Here is a 20,222-nt window from a genome sequence, read left to right on the forward strand (position 1 = left end):
GAAACAAAATGCAAAAATTTTTTGTCTTATATTTCATTTTGAGTATTAATTATTAGTAATCTAAGTTGTTTTTGATATATAAATGAAATATGTTAAATAGATAAAAATAAAAAAGGTAGAGTTAATACCTATTAACTCTACCTTTTTTAGTTTATTAAATTTTAGAATTTAATTTTATTTATACTTAAATGCAAGATCACTAAGCAGTTGTAATACCTAAAATTGCATCAAATGTTATAGGTTTAGAAGTGTTAGTAGCATCTTCTCAAACGTGCCCATCATTAGGAGTGGCATTTAATGTAATTGTATATGTTTTTTGATTTGCTGCATTATTAGCATCTGTCTTTTCAGTAACTGTTGCACCTGTATTAGTAAAAGTAACATTGTAAACACCTAAGGCCTTAACTATTGTGTCATTGTTTACTGTATATGTAGTAGGTGTCCCACTTGATGCTGTAACATAACCTAATTTTTCTAATATAACATTAGCATCTAATGTTTGTGATTGTGCTTGAGTTATTGAAGGTTTATTTGTAGGTTCTTCATAATTTGATGCAGAATTAATTCCAATATTATAAGTAAAGTTAGTTTCTAATGTTGTTTCAGTAACATTAGTTCCCTTTACTGTAACACTTAAATTAGAAATAACTAAATTTAAATCTGAAACAGGAATTTGCAAATCATAGTTTGTTGTTGTTGTAGTTGGATTTGCACCTGTTGTTGTAGTAGTCCCTACAACATTAACATGTAGTAAATCTCTGTTGTCAGAACCTAAAGCTTTATTAGTAAAACCTAATGAATTAGCTACGCTATATACAGTATTAGCAGCTGGCGTAACTTTTGCATCAGTTAAAATTCTTTAAGTTTTGTATCATCCAATTGTGTTTTTAAGTCACTTAGTGATGAAATATTAAGTTGACTTTCTGAAGAATATACTAATTTGTTAGCATTGTCAATTGTTACATCATTTCCTGAACTACCTTCAGCTTTTCAATTACCGCTTGTTGAATCAAAACTTAATCCTGTTCATGTAGATGCTGGAAATGTATGTGTGACAGAAACTTCTAAATCACTAACATTAGTTAAATCAGATCCATTATCAAAAACATCAGCAAGATTATTTTTTATTTCATCTGCTATTAAAGAATTTGTTTTAGAAATATCTGTTGGATTATAAATATCTGTAAGAGCTCCAGATAATGTAACTGATGATTTTATTTGTGGAATAATAGTTTGACTTTGTTCTCCACCTTGGTTAGTATCACCATTTCCTCCATTGTTATCACTTGTTGAAGAACAAGATGAAACAATTACTGGAACTGTTGCAATAATTCCAAAAGCCCCGGTCATAGCCAAAGCTTTCAATAATTTAATTTTTTTAATTTTCATAATATTTAGTTAATAATTATTACCTTTCAAATTTTGAAATATAAAAAAGACAAATTTACTAGTTAAATAAATGAAAATTACTAAGTAGAGATAATAAGAATTACTTCTAAAAAAGTGAAACTAAATACAAAAATTTTTTGCCTTTTATTTCATTTTGAGTACTAATTATTAACAATCTAAGTTATTTTTGGTATATAAATGAAATATGTTAAATAGATAAAAATGAAAAAAAGTAGAGTTAATTCTTATTAACTCTACTTTTTTAGTTGTTAATTTATACTTATCTTAACTATAGGAATTAATTATACTTATTAAGACCCTGTTGCTGGAGCTGTAAAAGTTGCATTAATTGTAACTGGTTTAGATCCATTGCTTCCATCATCTCAAACATAACCTTCTAGTGGTGTCGCTTGAAGAGTAATAGTGAAGTTATCATTTGACTCTCCAACTGGTGCAATTGTAGCACTATCAATATCAAATCTACAATTATAAACCCCTACAACTGCAGAAACAGCATCATTATCAATTGTGTATGTTGTATTCCCCCCTTCAGTTGAAGAAGAAGCTAAACCTAAAGCCACTAATGCTTGTTTTGCATCATTTCTATTTGCTGTAGCTAATGAAGCACTTTCATTACTTTCAGATACTGTATCATCTATACCAATATTAAAGCTGAAGTTAGTTGTAGTTCTATTAGCTTCTCCAATATTAGTACCTGCTACTGTAATAGTTAAATTAGGAACTACTATATTAAGGTTAGATACTGGAATTTGTAAGTCATAGTTTGTTACAGTAGGAGAATCACCTGCTGGTGTAGCAGTAACATTAATGTGCAATAAATCATCATCAGTAAAACCAATGTTATTAGCAACTGCTAAAGTTGTAGTGTTATCTATAGTTCCAGCACCTGCTGCTTCTAAAGCAGTTTTTAATTTATCCCCAGTTGATAATTTAGTTTTGAAATCATCTAATGAACTAATATCAAATTGTTCACTTTCAGAAGTATAAATCAATTTGTTAGCTTCTTCTATATTTACACTATCAGTAATATTTCCGTCTTCTCCCACAGAACCTCAATTCCCACTTTCTCCATTAAAAGTTAATCCATCTCAAGATGATCTTGAAAAATTACCAGTAACACTAACAGTTAAATCCTCTACTTGACTTAATTCTTGTCCATTTACAAATACATCGTTTAAATGATTTTGTTGAATATCAGCAGCTATTTTTTGGTTAGCATTTTGTGCTCCTGTTGAATCAAAAATATCTGATAATGCACCACTTAAATTAACACTTTCTCTTAACTCTGGATTAATAGTTTGATTTTGTGTTCCATCTCCACCTGTGTTTCCACCTGTATTGTTATCACTTGTTGAAGAACAAGCTGACACAATTACTGGAACTGTTGCAACAATTCCAAAAGCCCCGGTTAATGCCAAAGCTTTCAATAATTTAATTTTTTTAATTTTCATATTTAGTTAATAATTATTACCTTTCAAAATTTGAAATTTAAAAAAGACAAATTTACTTGTTAAACAGAAAATCAATTTGGAGAGATAACTGAAATTATTTCCAAAAAAATAAAACAAAGCGCAAATATTTTTTGTCTTTTATTTCATTTAGGTCATTAATTATTAGAAATATCAAGACTATTTAGTATTTAAATGAAATATGTTAAGCAGATAAAAATCAAAAAAGTAGAGTTAATTTCAGTTAACTCTACTTTTTTTATTATTTATAGTTTGTTTAAAAATCTTAATTTTAAGCTGTTGTTACAGTGAAAGTAACTGGGAATGAAATAGATTTTGCATCTCTTGTTCCATCTTCTCATACATAACCTTCTTTAGGTGTAGCACTTAAAGTAATAGTGAATTGGTTACTTGAACCACCTTGAGTTGCAGCAATTGTTGGGTTAGAAAATTCAGAATTATAAACACCAATTCCAGCTGAAATCGCTTCATTGTTTAATGTATAATTTCCATCACTTTCATTTGCATAACCTAATGCTACAAGAGCTTTATTTCCATCACCATTTGTATCTGCACTATTAATACTAGGAGCTTGAGTTGGTTGAACAAAGTTAGCAGTTTCATTAATTCCAATGTTGTAAGTAAAATTAGTTGTTGTACTACCAGTTTGTTCAACATTTGTACCAGTTACTGTAACAGTTAAATCTGAAACAACTAAGTTAAGATCAGATACAGGGATTTGAAGATCATAATTTGTAGTATTACTTCCTTCTGTTCCAGTTACATGAATATGTAAAAGGTCTCTTGATGCATTTGCATCTATGCTGTCAGCATTATTTGTTAATCCTAAAGCAGAATTTTCAACTACTGTAAAAACTGTTCCAGAAGCTGGTGCACTACTTGCTTCAGTTATAATGCTAGTTATTTTTTCTGATGTTAATTGAGTTTTCAAATCATTTAAAGAAGAAATATTAAGTGCTGCAGTGTTTCAATCATATAAAACATCTGTTAAACCTTGAGTTGCATTTCACCCATTGTTTCCTGCAAAAGCAGTAGTTCCAGTTCATTCTGAAGTTGTAGGGAAGTTACCATTTACAGTAATTTCTAAATCATCTACATTTGCTAAAGCTTCTCCATTTTCAAACACACTATTTAGATTACTTTTAATTTGTGCCGCTAATAATGTATTTGTGTTAGATCCACTAGTTGGATTGTAAATATTAGAAAGAGCACCAGATAAAGTAACAGAAGATCTTAACTGAGTACTAATAGTTTGGTTTTGAGTGTTTCCTCCACCATTATTATCTCCACCTGTATTGTTATCACTTGTTGAAGAACAAGAAGAAACAATTACTGGAACTGTTGCAACAATTCCAAAAGCTCCGGTCATAGCCAAAGCTTTCAATAATTTAATTTTTTTAATTTTCATATTTAGTTAATAATTATTACCTTTCAAATTTTGAAATTTTAAAAAAGACAAATTTACTAGTTAAATAAGGAAAAATTAGTTAGTAGAAGTAACGCTAATTATTTCTACAAAAGATAAACTAAATGCAAAAAATATATGTCATTTATTTTATTTTGAGAATTAATTGTTAACTATATTAAATATTTTTGATATATAAATGAAATATGTTAAATAAGCAGGAACAAAAAAAGTAGAGTTAATTAGCGTTAACTCTACTTTTTTATTTGTTTAATTACTTAATTTATAGTTTGTTTTTTAATAATTTAATATTATTAGGGAGCTGCTGGAGCTGTAAAAGTTGCATTAATTGTAACCGGTTTTGCTTCAGTACTTCCATCATCTTAAACATAACCATCTAATGGTGTTGCTTGAAGAGTAATAGTGTAAGTTCCTGCACTTTCATCAACAGCTTGAATTGTAGGTGATGCAAAATTACAGTTGTAAACACCAACCACTGCTGAAACTGCATCATTATCAATAGTATATGTTGTGTTTCCGCTATCAGTAGAAGATGTAGCTAAACCTAAAGCAACTAATGCTTCATTAGCACTTCTGTTATCTGCGGCTAATTCTCCCTTTTCATCCGTTTCAGACACAGTATCATTAATACCAATATTGAAATTAAAGTTAGTTGTAGTTCTATTAGCTTCTCCAACATTAGTACCAGATACAGTTATGGTTAAATTAGGAACCACTAAATTAAGGTTAGATACCGGAATTTGTAAGTCATAGTTTGTTATAGTTGGATTGCTACCTGTCGGAGTAGCAGAAACATTAACATGTAACAAATCCCCATTAGTAAAACCAAGATTATTGTTAATTGCTAAAGTTGTAGTTTCAGGAATTTGAGCAACTCCAGCATTTTCTAATGCTGTTTTTAATGTATCTCTGACACTTAATTTTTCATGAAGGTCATTTAATGATTCAATATCTATTTGTTCACTTTCTGAAGTATAAACCAGTTTATTAGCTTCAGCAATTGTTATATTATTTTGATTATTTGCAGAATCTTCTCAATTACCTGTTTCCCCATTAAAAGTTAATCCAGCTCAAGAGTCTCTTGAAAAATTACCATTAACTGTAACAGTTAAATCACTTACTTGACTTAATGCTTCACCATTTGTAAATACATCACCTAAATGATTTTCTTTGATATCAGCAGCTATTTTTTGATTAGCATTTTGTGCACCAGTTGAATCATAAATATCAGTTAATGCACCACTCAAATTAACTGTCTCTCTCAATTCTGGAGTAATAGTTTGAGTTTGTGTGTTGCTATCTCCACCTGTATTGTTATCACTTGTTGAAGAACAAGATGAAACAATTACTGGAACTGTTGCAACAATTCCAAAAGCCCCGGTTAATGCAAGAGCTTTCAATAATTTAATTTTTTTAATTTTCATATTTAGTTAATAATTATTACCTTTCAAAATTTGAAATTTAAAAAAGACAAATTTACTAGCTAGATAACAAAAACCTTAGGAGAAATAACTTGAATTATTTCTAAATAAAATTCAACAAAGTGCAAAAAATATATGTGTTTAATTGTCTTTTAGGTATCAATTAATAACTAACTTAGCTATTTTTGTTATATAAATGAAATATGTTAGATGAACAAAAACAAAAAAAGTAGAGTTAATTCAAGTTAACTCTACTTTTTTTAATATAGTTTGTTTTAAAAAAATAATTAGTTAGTTCCAATTGCAAGAGTTACATCAAATGTAATATCTCTTTCTTCACTATTTCCATTATCAGATCAAACATAATTCTTATTAGCTGTAGGTGTAGCTTTTAAAGTAATTGTATACACTGTATCTTCTATAGCTCTTGTTGTAGTAGCTTTTTTAGCAATAGTAGGATTAGAGAACTGAACATTATAAACTCCAAGAGCTTTGATTAATGCTTCATTATCTAAAGTACCATTAGCATCAGTTGCTAAACTTAAGTCTTCAAGTACCTTATTAACATCTACACTTGCTTCATCATTTGCACTAGGTTTTGTGGTCCCTTGTACATAATGAGTTGTTGGATCAATTCCAATATTGTAGTCATATTTAGTTGTAGTTTTTTCACCAGTTTCAATATTGTCACTAGTTACTTTAATAGATAAATCAGATACTGATAAATTTAAATCAGAAACTGGAATTTGAAGATCATAGTTTTTATCAGCTGTATTAGCTTTAGTTTCTTTAACATTAACATGAAGTAAATCATCATTTGTTAAACCCAATCTATTTTCAATAGATAATTGAGCACCAGCATCAATTGTTGCCCCTGCTGTTTCCAATGCATTTTGTAAAACTGTTTTGTTGTTTGTTCCAGTTTTTTCTAATTCAGTTTTTAAACCATCTAAATCTTTAAAAGTTAATTGATCTAAATTTGTAGGATATAAATATTTATTTGCAGGGTCTATAGTAACAACAGATGAATCTGCTCCTCAGTTTCCAGACTCTTGGTTATATGCTTGACCTTCTCAACTAGAACTAGAGAAATTACCTTCAACTTCTACAGTAGCATTTTGAATTGTTTCTTTAACAGTTTCTTCTGTTGTTTCAGTGAAAGTAAAGTAAGTTCCTGGATTTGCTTTAATGTCTTCAGATATTAAAGTATTAGTACTTTTTCTAGATGATGCATTAGTTGCTTCAGTATCAAAGATTTTACTTAATGAACCTTTTAAATCAACAGAATCTTTTAGTTGAAGAGAAACTTTTTGTGTTTGTGTATCTCCCCCATTATTTCCACCACCAGTATTGTTATCACTTGTTGAAGAACAAGATGAAACTATTACTGGAACTGTTGCAACAATTCCAAAAGCTCCGGTCATAGCCAAAGCTTTCAATAATTTAATTTTTTTAATTTTCATATTTAGTTAATAATTATTACCTTTCAAAATTTGAAATTTAAAAAAGACAAATTTACTAGTTAAATAGAAAAATTAGTATGTAGAAATAACACCAATTATTTCTACAAAATTTAAACTAAATGCAAAAAATTTATGTTATTTATTTCATTTCCTCTGTTAATTGATAACTATATTAAGTATTTTTGATATATAAATGAAATATGTTAAATAGATAAAAAATAAAAAAGTAGAGTTAATTGGTGTTAACTCTACTTTTTATTAACATTTTTAATAAACCTATTTATGAATATTAAGAAACTGTAAGTGACACTGGGAACTGAAGATCTTTTGGTCCCGAAGTACCATCATCTCAAATATAATTACTATCAAAAGGTGTTGCAGTTAGAGTAACATTATATTTCCCACCTTCACCAGGCTCACTAGATTTTGCAACAAACTTACAATTATATACACCTAAAGCTGCTGATATTTTATCATTATCTAATGCTCCTGATGAAACATATCCTAATTTTTCTAAAACTTTTTGAGCATCTTTTGCTTCTGCTTCTGTAGCAGTAGGAGTTGCTCCTGTTTGTGTAAAGTTTACTGTAGAATCTATTCCAATATTGTAACTAAAATTAGTTGTAAGATCAGTCACTGCTTCAATATTTGTTCCACTTTCATTATTTGTTGCATCAACTGAAATTTTTAAAGTTGCTTTTAAATTAATGTTAGACACTGGAATTTGCAAGTCAACATTTAAATTTCCACCACTTTTAGTACCTTTTAAATTTACATGTAGTAAATCCCCGCTTGATAAACTCAATTGATTTTCAACAGTATAATTAGTCACACCTGTAAAAGTTAAGTTAGCTGCAGTTAAAAAAGTTTGGATAGCTGCATCATCCTTAAAAGTTTTTTGTTTTAAATCATTTAGTGAAGCAATATCAATTTGTGGAGCTGCTGCTGGATATGTAACTTTTACAATTCCATTTGAAGTTGATCATGTAGAATATGGATCTCCATTTTGTCATTCTGAAGCACTAAATCCACCATCTACAGTTACTTTAGTTTGTTTAATAACATCTTTTAATTCTGTACCATTAGTAAAATATTTTTCAGGATTTGTTTTAACATCTTCAGAAATTAATTCATTTGTAGTTTTTGAATCAGAACCACTACTATAAATAGTGCTTAACGATCCACCTAAACTTACATCTTTTAATAACTCAGGTTTAACAGTTTTATTTTCTTGTTGGCCTGTACCACCAGATCCTCCACCATCACCTTGATTTCCATTTCCACCTGTATTATTTCCTGATCCACCATTATCAGTAGAAGAACAAGATGAAACAATTACTGGAACTGTTGCAACAATTCCAAAAGCTCCGGTTAATGCAAGAGCTTTCAATAATTTAATTTTTTTGATTTTCATATTTAGTTAATAATTATTACCTTTCAAATTTTGAAATATAAAAAAGACAAATTTACCAGTTAAACTAAGGCAATAATTATTAAGGAGAGGTAATTGGAATTATCTGAAATTAAATTCAAATAAATACAAAAAATTTATGTGTTTTATTTTATTTTCAGTACTAATTAATGACTATATAAACCATTTTTGGTATATAAATGAAATATGTTAAGCTAATGCATAATAAAAAGTAGAGTTAATTCCAATTAACTCTACTTTTTTGTTTAATAAAATACTTAGTTTGTTTTAATTTCTAAACAAAATCCTATGATTGTGCAGCTGCAGTAATATCAAGAATTACATCAAAAGAAATATCTTTAGCATTGCTTGTTCCATCTTCTCAAACATAACCTTGGTTAGGAGTTGCACTCAATGTAATAGTGTAAGTTTTTTCATTTCCATTGTTTGATGCATCTTCTTTTGGAACTATTCCTTGAACCCCTTCAGTAGTAGTTCTAGCAAAAGTAACATTGTAAATTCCTAAACCTTGAATAATTGCATCATTATTTAATGTTGTTTCTGTTGCCCCTCCTGTTGCAGCAGTTGCATATCCTAATTTAACTAATACATCATCAAGTTTGCCTGCCTCTTCCTCAGTAGCAGTTGGTTTTGTACTTGGATCCACATAATTTTCTGCATCATTAATTCCAATGTTATAAGTGAAATTAGTTGTAGCAGTTGTTTCGGTTACATTACTACCTTTTACAGTAACACTCAAATTACTGATTTCTAAATCTAAATCTGAAACAGGAATTTGTAAATCATAATTTGTTGTTGTAGTTGTAGGAGTTTGTCCAGCTGTTGTTTTTGTCCCTACAACATTAACATGAAGTAAGTCTCTATTTTCAGAACCTGAATTTTTATTTGTGAAACCTAAACCATTATTTACACTATAAACTGTATCTGCATCTACTGTAGCACCTGCATCATCAAGAATCTTTTCTAATTTTGCATCATCATTTAATTGTTCTTTTAAATCACTTAAAGAAGAAATATTAAGTTCTGTAGTTTGTGTAGGATACAATAATTTATTGGCTTCTTGGATTTCTACATTATCTTGTGCATTTGTAGAGTTTCCTCAATTCCCTGTATCAGAGTTAAAAGTTAAACCAGTTCATGTAGATTCAGGGAAACTATGAGTTACTGTAATTTCTAAGTCATTAACATTGTTTAAAGCATCGCCATTATCAAACACTTCTGTAAGATTCTTTTTAATTTCATCAGCTATTAAAGCATTAGTATTAGAACTGTTTGCTGGATTATAAATACTACTTAAAGCACCTGAAAGTGTAGAAGTAGATTTAATTTGTGGGGTAATAGTTTTAGTTTGTGTATTGTCTCCTCCACCTGTATTGTTATCACTTGTTGAAGAACAAGCTGAAACAATTACTGGAACTGTTGCAACAATTCCAAAAGCCCCGGTTAATGCAAGAGCTTTCAATAATTTAATTTTTTTAATTTTCATATTTAGTTAATAATTATTACCTTTCAAAATTTGAAATTTAAAAAAGACAAATTTACTAGTTAAATAAGAAAAATAATCAAGTAGAGATAACGGAAATTATTTCTCAAAAAATAGAAACAAAGTGCAAAAAATATATGTGTTTAATTTTGTTTTGAATAATAATTGTTAACTATATTAAATGTTTTTGATATATAAATGAAATATGTTAAATAACTAAAAATAAAAAAGGTAGAGTTAATTTCCGTTAACTCTACCTTTTTGTATTTGATACATTTGTTATCTAATATTAAAACTAACTATTTTAGCCTTGGGCATTTTGGGATTTAACATTAAGTTTTATTTGAAACTGTATAGTTTTAGATCCTGTACTTCCATCATCTCAAAAGTATAAATCACTGAATGGTTCTGCTGTTAAAGTGATGTTATACATGTCTTGAGATCCCTCAACTTTAACACTTGATACAGGTGTAAATTTAGAATTAAAAACTCCAACTGCAGAAGCTATTTTATCATTATCTAAATTTCCTGAAAAATCAGTATAATCTGATAATTTTAAAATTTCTGTTGCATCAACAGATTCTTGAGGGGTTACTTCTAATGCGGTTTTCAATGCCTTATAATTCACTGCAGGATCTATCCCAATACTATAGTTAAAATGTGTTGTTAAATTAAAGTCTTTCCCAATATTTTGTCCATCTACATTATTACTAGCAGAAACAGAAACTTTAAGAGTTGTTTTTAAATTAAAATTAGAAACAGGGATTTGTAGATCTAAATTAAGATCACTATTATTATTTCTATTTCTGTTAGCTTTTATATTTACATGAAGTAAATCACCATTTTCTAAACCAGGTTTATTTAGTAACCTAAAATTACTAGCATTACTTGTGAAAGGCAAATTAGCATCTTTTAAAAATTTTTGAATTGAAGCATCATCTTTTAATATTTCATCCTTTAAAGCATTTAAAGAAGTTATATCTATTTTTGGTGCAGCTGAAGGATATGGAGCTTTAGTAACTCCTCTTGCATCTGTTGATCAAGTTTCAAAGTTCTCTCCTTCTCAAGTTGATTTTTCAGAAAATCCACCATCAACAGTAATAGTAGAAGTTTGAATTACATCTTTTAATTCATCTACATTAACAAAATACTTATCAAGATTAGCTTTAATATCTTCAGCAATTAAAGTATTTGTATCTTTTCTATCACTTCCTGTAGATGTATCATAAATTCCTGTTAATTTACCTTGTAAAGAAACTTCAGATTTAATCACAGGTGTAATTCCAGTATATTGATCAGCTGTTGAAGAACAAGCAGAAATAATTGCAGGAACTGTTGAAACTATTACAAATGAACCAACAGTTGCTAAAGTTTTTAATAATTTAATTTTTTTGTTTTTCATACTAAGTTAATAATTATTACCTTTCAAAATTTTCAAAATTAGACAAATTTACTAGTTAAATAAAGAAAATTTGAAATTAGAAATAATTAAAATTAACTCTGTTTTTTTGATTTTGTTTATTTGACTTAATTGGTTTTAATTTTTAATTATCAATTATTTAATATAATGTTGCAGAAATACCAAAATAAAATGCATATATTTTTAACACTAGTTTTGATTTTATGAAATTATCAGATTATTTATATTTTCTCAAATTGGTTTTTAATTATTTTAAATTGTATTAATAGTTTTAATTTTGCATCAGACACAAGTTTAAAAATATTTTTATTTTCTAGAACAAATATTTTTATTAAATAATGGACAGCAATCATAAAAACAATAATAAAAAATGAAACCCAAACAAAAGCAAACATATTATTTCATTGCTTTCTAGTGCCTGCAAAATAAACTGAAATATTAAATCCAATTGCAGATGCTCCAAAAGCCCCATAAGTAATTAATTCTCTAAATTGTGATTCTTGTTCAAATAAAAATAAAGTTACATAATCATTTTTTATTGAAGGCAATATATATCTAAAAAATACATATATTTTGCTATACCCTTGAATTAAATAAGAACTAATAATATCTGATTTTAATTTATTAATACTTTCAGTTATATTTTTACAAATTACAGTGCTTGTTGAAACTGCAAGTATTAAACAAATTGTAGAAGTTGGATCTATAAAAATTGGATTAAAAATAAAAAAGATAGCAATCATCGGTAATGATCTAATAATTGTTGAAATAAAAATCCCAATTAAAGAGTAATACCCAAATAATTTAAAACAACTAATTAATATTAATAATAAAGAAAGTATAAAAACTATACTCATAATTACTATGACTTGGGCAAAAAGATTTAATATGTCTAAAGTGATGTTGAAGTTAGTAGTATCTGATAATATATTTCAATTTGGATTAAATCAGCTTTTAATAAAGTTAATACCATCATTACTAGTATGTGTTCAATTTAAAGTTATTAAAGAAACTAGTATTAATGAAACTAAACTAATTAATAAAAATAATTTTATATAAGTTTTAATATTTTTATAAGATGTGAAATCTTTCATAGTTTTATTAAATACAACACTTTTATGAACAAATAGAAATCTATTAAAAAGAAAAATTATAGTTTCTAAAAATAACATAAATAGCATAATGGTTAGAACAGGAATACCCATACTAGAATATTGACCATGAGATGCTTTTTCAATTAATTCCCCAATTCCAGCCAATCCTAATGTTCCAAGAATTGAACTTCATCTCATATTAGAATCAAATGAATATAAAAATAAAGAAATGAATTTGTTATTAATCTGAGGAATGATAGTTTTTAAAAAAGATTTTGTTTTAGAGTATCCCTGAATTAATAAATTATAGTAAGGATAGTAATTTAAATTTTGGTAAAACTCAGACATATACTTGTGAAGTCATAATCAACTAAACCAAAATAAAACTAATACTAAAGATAAATTTTTAGAAAAAATTGTACTAAATAAATAAACAAATATAATAGTTGGAAATGCTCTCAAAAAAGCAGTTATTACTCTTATAGTTCTCTCTAAAATTGTATTTTTAAATAAGTGACTATTGCTAAAAGTTGAAGTAATAAAAGCTAAAATAAATCCAAAAGTTGTTCCTATTAAAACACCTTTAATAGTTATCCATAAAAAGTTTAATGATAGTTGAACTAAAGAGTAATTTGGATAATCACTTATAGAATTTGAAAAGGAAAATATTTCGCTAATTCTATTACTAAATACTAGCAATCCTCTTGGGGATACATTAAAACCAACAGCAATAAAAGAAACTACCACTAATACTAAAATAGCAATAGAAATTAATATTTTAGTTTGAAGTGATATTTTTTTCTTTTTGTATTTATTTTCATTATCTATATAACTAAAAAAGAAATTAGATTTAACTAGATTATTTTTCATATAATAACCTCAAATCTTGCTCTGTTATTTCTAAAGGTTTCTTATCAAAAAGAACTTTAGATTCTTTTAACCCAATTACTCTATCAATATTATTTTTTAATTGATCTAAACTATGCAGATTAATAATTACAATAGAAAAATTTTCTTTAGCAATTTTGTTAAAACAAGAAATTACATAAGAAGAATTTAATGCATCTAGATTTGATATTGGTTCATCAGCTAATATAATTTTAGGTTTCTTTAATAAAATTTTAGCTACTTCAACTCTTTGTGATTCACCGCCACTTAAATCTTTTACTTTATAAAAGACTTTATCTAATATTCCTAAATCTAGTAAAACTTCGTAGATTCTTTCTTTTTGTTTTATAGTAATGATATTTAAAAAACTAAATAAAAAATTATTCTTATCTGATAAAACATATTTCAAATTATCAAATACAGAAATATCTTCAATTAAAGAATTCTTTTGACTAATATACCCAATATTCTTTCTATATTTTTTTAAAATAGTTTTTTTATTAAATTCTATTTTTTTATTATCAAAATAAATCTCTCCACTATTAACTTCAGTATTTAAAGCTAAAGAATTTAAAAATGTAGTTTTACCAACTCCAGAACTACCAATAATAGCTACAACTTGTCCATCATAAAAAGAAAGGTTAAGTTCTTTAATAACTAATTGTTCTTGTTTAAAATTCTTAACTGATCAATTCAATAACTTAAGCATTATTAACTCCTAATGCATTAACCATAGGAGTTAATACTTCTTTATTAAAATCTGTAATTTTTCTATATCCATTGTATCCTAATCCTTCCCCATATAGGTTATTGTTATTTTCATATAAGTAAATAATTACTTCACTTAATAAAGTAGCTACTTCACTATCTATAAATTTGTTAAAAATACCAACATCATAGATTGCAGGATTAGTAACACTAAAGATTTTTATTTTGTTTCCATTTATTGGAACATAATCACTACTATCATTATTGTTGTGAGTTCAAGCAAATGAACCTTCATCTGTAAAACTAATTACAAAATTAGAATATTTTCCAATCTTACTAGTTCCTCCATTTGCATCAGTTTCATATTTATTAGGGTTTGCTAATTTATCTTCAGCAATTGTTCAATTTGATGAAGATAAATTGAAGTGTTTTTTAATTAATTGCTCTTGTAATAAATAAGTTCCAGCTGAACCACTTTCACCAGTGATAATTCCATAGTTTCTAAATTCATCTCAGTTTTTGTTATTTCAAGCATTTATTGCTCCATTAATTTGTTGTTCAGTTCCAGATAATAAAATCATTCCTCGATATCCATTAACTAAAGTAGAATTATCAAAATTATAAAAAGCATTATATCTAATTCCATTCCAGTCATAATATGGCTGAACAGTCTTATTATTTGAATCAACTTGTTTTTCATCTTTTCAAGTATTAAATGGATAACTATAATTACTTCCAAAACTAACACTTTGCATATTACTTGCAATTGTTCTTAAGGGATCTGATTCATTACCATCAACATATACTTGATCCATATTTGTATCAAATACAAAAGAAGTTGTTAATGTTTGAATTAAAGGATTAACCTTTTGATAAAAGTTATTTGATACTAAAGATTGAGAAGAAATAAAAGCAAAATCTGCACTTCCATTTTCTATCAAATCTTTTTTAGATTGATTGTCATCAATATTTCCTTTTACAGTAATTGTAATATCACTTAAATGTTTATATTTGTCATTACTGTTTTTTAATTGGTTATATGCATTTTGTACATCTAATGCAAATTTATTATAATCACCACTATTTGCTGTTCCACTTAAAACAAATACATAATTATTAGCATTATATCCACATGATGCTAATAATAGTGGTGATAATAAAAAACTATTAATAGATATTGTTTTTAAAATTTTATATTTCATTTTATTTACCTTAGTTATCAGCAATAAATAAAAAAGTCTCCATTGTTATGGAGACTTAGAAATAAATATACAAATTCAAATTTATATATTATCACTTGCCTCCGCTAGTACTAACTAGATCAGGTCATAAGCGTATTTTCTCAGCCATATTTTAATGGCACCGCCTGATAACATATTTTGATTATAAATCTTAAATTTAAGTATTTACATAAATGTTAGTTATATTAATTTCAAATAAAAAATAGAGTTGAATAAACTCAACTCTATTTTTAGTTTGTTTTGGTTAGTAGAAATTTATTATGAACCAATATCAATTGTTACTGGGAAAGTAATATCTTTTGCTTCTGTTGTACCATCATCTCAAACATAAGTATTATTACCTTCTTTGTTAGGAGTAGCTTTTAAAGTAATTTCATATGATGTAGCAGTAGCTGCTCTTGCTGTTACTGTAGCTTTTTTAATACTCGGAGATGAAAAAGTAACATTATAAATTCCAAGTGCTTTAATTAAAGCTTCATTATTTAATGCTCCTTTATCATCAGTAGCTAAGTTTAAATCTTTTAAAACTTTATTAACATCAACATCACCTTCTGTAGTTGCAGCAGACTTTGCACTTCCTTGATCATAATGTTGAGTAGAATCTATTCCAATATTGAAATTGAATTCAGTTGTAGTTTTAGTAGTATCAGTTGATTCAATATTTTTTCCTTCAACTTTTACAGATAAATTGCTTACAACTAAATTAATATCAGATGTAGGAATTTGAAGATCATGTTGAACAGTTGATTTGTCTGATTTAGTTTCTATTACATTAACATGTACTAGATCATCATTTGTAAGAGCTGGTTGATTTTTAATTTCAAATGCTGTTGATGTTTCTGCAGTTGAAACCCCTGCATCTTTTAAAGCATTTTTTAAAACATCAGTCTTTTGTAGTTCTGTTTTAAGATCATCTAAAGATTTAATATTAATTTGATTTGACTTTGTAGAATAAAGAACTGGGTTTAAATCAGTTATAGCACTTCAACTCTTATTTGGATCTTTTTTACTAGCATCATCTGTATTATCTACATATGGAAGATCAGTTCAGTTTGTTAATTTTTCTGGGAATCCACCATCTACAGTAATTTTTAAATCTGTTTCAGCTGCTAATTTTTCACCATTTTTAAAAACATCTTTAATATTGTTTTTAATTTCTTCAGCTATTAATTCATTACTTTTTTTAGTTCCAGTAGAATCATAAATATCTTTTAATGATCCTGCTAAGCTAACTTTATCATTTAATTCAGGTGTGATTTTTTCTGATTGAGTATTTCCATCAGATCCTCCACCATTATTATTGTTTCCATTTCCATTATTGTTATCACTTGTAGAAGAACAAGAAGATACAATTACTGGAACTGTTGCAACAATCCCAAAAGCTCCGGTTAATGCAAGAGCTTTCAATAATTTAATTTTTTTAATTTTCATATTTAGTTAATAATTATTACCTTTCAAAATTTGAAATTTAAAAAAGACAAATTTACTAGTTAAATAGATGAAAAAATTTAATAAGGAGAAATAACATAAATTAACTCTACCTTTTTAAATGCTATCCATTTAACATATTTCATTTATATACCAAAAATGGTTTAAATGGTTACTAATTGTTATCAAGAAAATAATAATAAACATATATTTTTAGCATTCTGTTAAGTTTTTGGAGAAATAATTTATGTTAACTCTACCTTTTTTATGTTAGAAACCCTAGACCTTATTAATACACTTACTCATTTTCTCTAATCTATGTTTTTTAATTTAAAGAAAGAGTTCTGTAAATAAGTGACTTAGCTAAGTATTATTTTCAAAAAAAATAAAAAAGTAGTGTTTAGTAATTAACACTACTTTTTAGTTTGTTTTAGTCAATAGTTTTATTATGAACCAATTTTAATTGTTACTGGGAAAGTAATATCTTTAGCATCTGATGTTCCATCATCCCAAACATAAGTATTGTTACTATCCTTATTTGGAGTAGCTTTTAAAGTAACAGTATATTTTGTATCAACTGGAGCTCTTGATTGCACTGAATCTTTAGTAACCTTTGCATCATCTAATGAGAAAGTAACAGTATAAACTCCAAGTGCTTTAATTAATGCTTCATTATCTAATTTAGTATTGTTGCCATCTGCAGTTGCTAATTTTAAATCTTTTAAAACTTGTTCAACTTTTACAGCATCTTCAGTTTGAGCTGTTGAAGTTTCAGAACCTTGATTATAATGAGTTGTTGTATCAATTCCAATATTGAAATCAAATTCAGTTGTAGTCTTAGTATTTTCAGTTGTTTCAATGTTTTGTCCTTCAACCTTTACAGTTAAATCACTTACAACTAAATTAATATCAGATGTAGGAATTTGAAGGTCATGTTGAACCTTAGTATCATCAGACTTAGTTTCTTCTACATTAACATGAATTAAATCATCATTTGTTAATCCTGGTCTATTTTTAATAGTAAATGATTTTGAAGTTTCTGTAGTTGTTACTCCACCTTCTTTTAAAGCTGCTTTTATTGTAGCTTCATCCAATTTAGTATAAAGATCATCTAATGATTTAATATCAATTTGTTTTGAAGTTGTAGGATATAAAACTTTATTTAAACTTGCTGTTGCACTTCAACTTTTATCAGCTGTAGCATTATCAGCAGTCTCAGAAGAATCTAGATATGGAAGATCTTTTCAATTAGATAAAGTTTCAGGAAAATTACCATTTACAGTAATTTTTAAATCTGATTCAGCAGCTAATTTTTCACCATTTTTAAAAACACTATTAATATTAGCCTTAATTTCTTCAGCTATTAATTCATTAGTTTTTTTAGTTCCTGTAGAATCATAAATATCTTTCAATGAACCCCCTAAACTAACTTTTTCATTTAATTCAGGTGTAATTTTTTCTGTTTGAGTAGTTCCCCCAGAACCTCCCCCTTGATTATTTCCACCATTGTTGGTTGAAGAACAAGCAGAAACAATTACTGGAACTGTTGCAACAATCCCAAAAGCCCCGGTTAATGCAAGAGCTTTCAATAATTTAATTTTTTTAATTTTCATAATATTTAGTTAATAATTATTACCTTTCAAATTTTGAAATATAAAAAAGACAAATTTACCAGTTAAACAGAAAATTACTAAGTAGAGATAATAAGAATTACTTCTAAAAAAGTGAAACAAGATACAAAAATTTTTTGCCTTTTATTTCATTTTGGATATCAATTATTAACAATCTAACTTATTTTTGGTATATAAATGAAATATGTTAAATAGATAAAAATGAAAAAAGTAGAGTTAATTCTTATTAACTCTACTTTTTTATTGATAGTTTGTTTTAAAAATATTTAGATATTTAATTATGAAGTAGTAGTAACATCTACTTTTACATCAAATGTAACTTTTTTAGTAGTATTAGAATCAGAACCATCAGATCAAACATATTTTTCACTTTGTGGTTTAGCATCTAAAGTAATAGTATAAGTTTTTTCTGCTCTAGTTGTTGCACCTTCTTTTGGAGCAATTGTAGGATTAGAGAAGTTTACATTATAAACTCCAAGTGCTTTAATTAAAGCTTCATTATTTAATGTACCATTAGCATCAGTTGCTAAGCTTAAATCTTGAAGAACTTTATTTACTGTTACAGCTGCATCATTAGCTGCAGTTACAGTTGTACTACCTTGGTCATAATGTGTTTCTGGTTCAATACCAATATTGAAATCATAATTTGTTGTTGTTTTTTGAGATGTTTCAATATTAGTTCCTTCAACTTTAATAGTTAAATCAGTTACTGACAAGTTGATATCAGATGTTGGAATTTGAAGATCATATTGAGTTTTAGTTCCACTCTTATCTCCTTCAACATTAACATGGATTAAATCACCATTTGTGAAACCAGCTCTATTTTTAATCGTGAAAGTTGTAGTATCTGTATCAGCTACACCTGCACCTTTCATAGCATCTTTAAGAGTTTGTTCCACACTTAATTTAGTATGAAGATCATCTAAAGATTTAATTTCAATTTGATCTGAATTTGTAGCATAAGTAACTTCTTGTAAACCTGTTGTTGCTTTTCAACTTTTAGCAGCAGTTGCATTTTCACTTGTTTCTGAAGAATCAAGATAAGGAAGTTCTTTTCAAGGAGATTCTGATCCTGCAGTAGTGAAATTTCCTTCTACTGTTACAGTAGCATTTTTAACAGCTTCTTTTACTGCTGATTCACTACCATTAGTAAAATAATTTTCTGGATTTTCTTTAATATCTTCAGTAATTAAGTCATTAGTAGTTTTTCTATTTTCACCTGTAGTAGTGTCATAAATTTTACTCAATGAACCACTTAGACTTACTGAATCTTTTAATACTGGAGTAACTTTTTGAGTTTGTTGATTATTATTTTCTCCTCCTGTATTGTTATCACTTGTTGAAGAACAAGAAGAAACAATCACTGGAACTGTTGCAACAATTCCAAAAGCCCCGGTCATTGCCAAAGCTTTCAATAATTTAATTTTTTTAATTTTCATATTTAGTTAATAATTATTACCTTTCAAAATTTGAAATTTAAAAAAGACAAATTTACTAGTTAAATAAATAAAAATTAACAAGTAGAAGTAACGCCAATTACTTCCACAAAAGTTGAAATAAATACAAAAAATATATGTGTTTTATTTTGATATTCATATTAATTAATAATCACTTGGAGTGTTTTTAAGATATAAATGAAATATGTTAAATAGATAAGAATAAAAAGGTAGAGTTAATTGGCGTTAACTCTACTTTTTTTTGTGATATT

Annotated in this window: 13 protein-coding genes, 1 pseudogene and 1 riboswitch; all 14 genes and pseudogenes read right to left on the reverse strand. The window is 27.0% G+C overall.

The annotated features are described in order from the left end of the window. Positions 1–199: 199 nt before the first annotated feature. The 14 genes and pseudogenes from MYPE_RS05530 to MYPE_RS03455 all read right to left on the reverse strand — a co-directional run bounded on the left by MYPE_RS05530 (position 200) and on the right by MYPE_RS03455 (position 19,953). Positions 200–1,389: pseudogene (locus tag MYPE_RS05530) on the reverse strand (P35 family lipoprotein). Between the two features lie 311 nt (positions 1,390–1,700). Further along, on the reverse strand, positions 1,701–2,861 hold the full coding sequence (locus tag MYPE_RS03395; RefSeq protein WP_011077475.1) for a P35 family lipoprotein: 1,161 nt from the start codon (positions 2,859–2,861) through the stop codon (positions 1,701–1,703). Positions 2,862–3,150: 289 nt separating this feature from the next. Beyond that, on the reverse strand, positions 3,151–4,287 hold the full coding sequence (locus MYPE_RS03400; RefSeq protein WP_011077476.1) for a P35 family lipoprotein: 1,137 nt from the start codon (positions 4,285–4,287) through the stop codon (positions 3,151–3,153). 380 nt (positions 4,288–4,667) lie between these two features. After that, positions 4,668–5,729 carry a P35 family lipoprotein gene (locus MYPE_RS03405; RefSeq protein WP_011077477.1) on the reverse strand — a complete coding sequence of 354 codons (1,062 nt, stop codon included), beginning with the start codon at positions 5,727–5,729 and terminating at the stop codon, positions 4,668–4,670. Positions 5,730–6,013: 284 nt separating this feature from the next. Next, positions 6,014–7,189 (reverse strand): P35 family lipoprotein, encoded by a 1,176-nt coding sequence (locus MYPE_RS03410; RefSeq protein ID WP_011077478.1) that lies wholly within the window; start codon positions 7,187–7,189, stop codon positions 6,014–6,016. Positions 7,190–7,478: 289 nt separating this feature from the next. Continuing rightward, positions 7,479–8,603 (reverse strand): P35 family lipoprotein, encoded by a 1,125-nt coding sequence (locus MYPE_RS03415; RefSeq protein WP_011077479.1) that lies wholly within the window; start codon positions 8,601–8,603, stop codon positions 7,479–7,481. 304 nt (positions 8,604–8,907) lie between these two features. Further along, entirely contained in the window at positions 8,908–10,107 is a 1,200-nt protein-coding gene (locus tag MYPE_RS03420; protein WP_011077480.1) for a P35 family lipoprotein, read from the reverse strand. Positions 10,108–10,408: 301 nt separating this feature from the next. Then, a complete protein-coding gene (locus MYPE_RS03425) occupies positions 10,409–11,506 on the reverse strand; it encodes a P35 family lipoprotein (protein WP_011077481.1) in 1,098 nt (365 codons plus the stop codon). A gap of 239 nt (positions 11,507–11,745) precedes the next feature. Further along, positions 11,746–13,488 carry a PhnE/PtxC family ABC transporter permease gene (locus MYPE_RS03430; protein ID WP_011077482.1) on the reverse strand — a complete coding sequence of 581 codons (1,743 nt, stop codon included), beginning with the start codon at positions 13,486–13,488 and terminating at the stop codon, positions 11,746–11,748. Continuing rightward, positions 13,478–14,215 (reverse strand): ATP-binding cassette domain-containing protein, encoded by a 738-nt coding sequence (locus MYPE_RS03435; RefSeq protein ID WP_011077483.1) that lies wholly within the window; start codon positions 14,213–14,215, stop codon positions 13,478–13,480. Before MYPE_RS03435 ends, MYPE_RS03430 begins: the two co-directional genes overlap by 11 nt. Then, positions 14,208–15,416 carry an ABC transporter thiamine pyrophosphate-binding lipoprotein p37/Cypl gene (gene cypl, locus MYPE_RS03440; protein ID WP_011077484.1) on the reverse strand — a complete coding sequence of 403 codons (1,209 nt, stop codon included), beginning with the start codon at positions 15,414–15,416 and terminating at the stop codon, positions 14,208–14,210. Before cypl ends, MYPE_RS03435 begins: the two co-directional genes overlap by 8 nt. A 77-nt stretch (positions 15,417–15,493) precedes the next feature. Continuing rightward, positions 15,494–15,591: riboswitch (TPP riboswitch) on the reverse strand. A gap of 122 nt (positions 15,592–15,713) precedes the next feature. After that, positions 15,714–16,886 (reverse strand): P35 family lipoprotein, encoded by a 1,173-nt coding sequence (locus MYPE_RS03445; RefSeq protein ID WP_011077485.1) that lies wholly within the window; start codon positions 16,884–16,886, stop codon positions 15,714–15,716. Between the two features lie 443 nt (positions 16,887–17,329). Then, complete coding sequence (locus MYPE_RS03450) at positions 17,330–18,496, reverse strand: P35 family lipoprotein (RefSeq protein ID WP_011077486.1); 1,167 nt, start codon at positions 18,494–18,496, stop codon at positions 17,330–17,332. A gap of 296 nt (positions 18,497–18,792) precedes the next feature. Further along, complete coding sequence (locus tag MYPE_RS03455; protein ID WP_011077487.1) at positions 18,793–19,953, reverse strand: P35 family lipoprotein; 1,161 nt, start codon at positions 19,951–19,953, stop codon at positions 18,793–18,795. Between the last annotated feature and the right edge of the window lie 269 nt (positions 19,954–20,222).

The organism is Malacoplasma penetrans HF-2 (assembly GCF_000011225.1).
GTDB lineage: Bacteria > Bacillota_I > Bacilli_A > Mycoplasmatales > Mycoplasmoidaceae > Malacoplasma > Malacoplasma penetrans.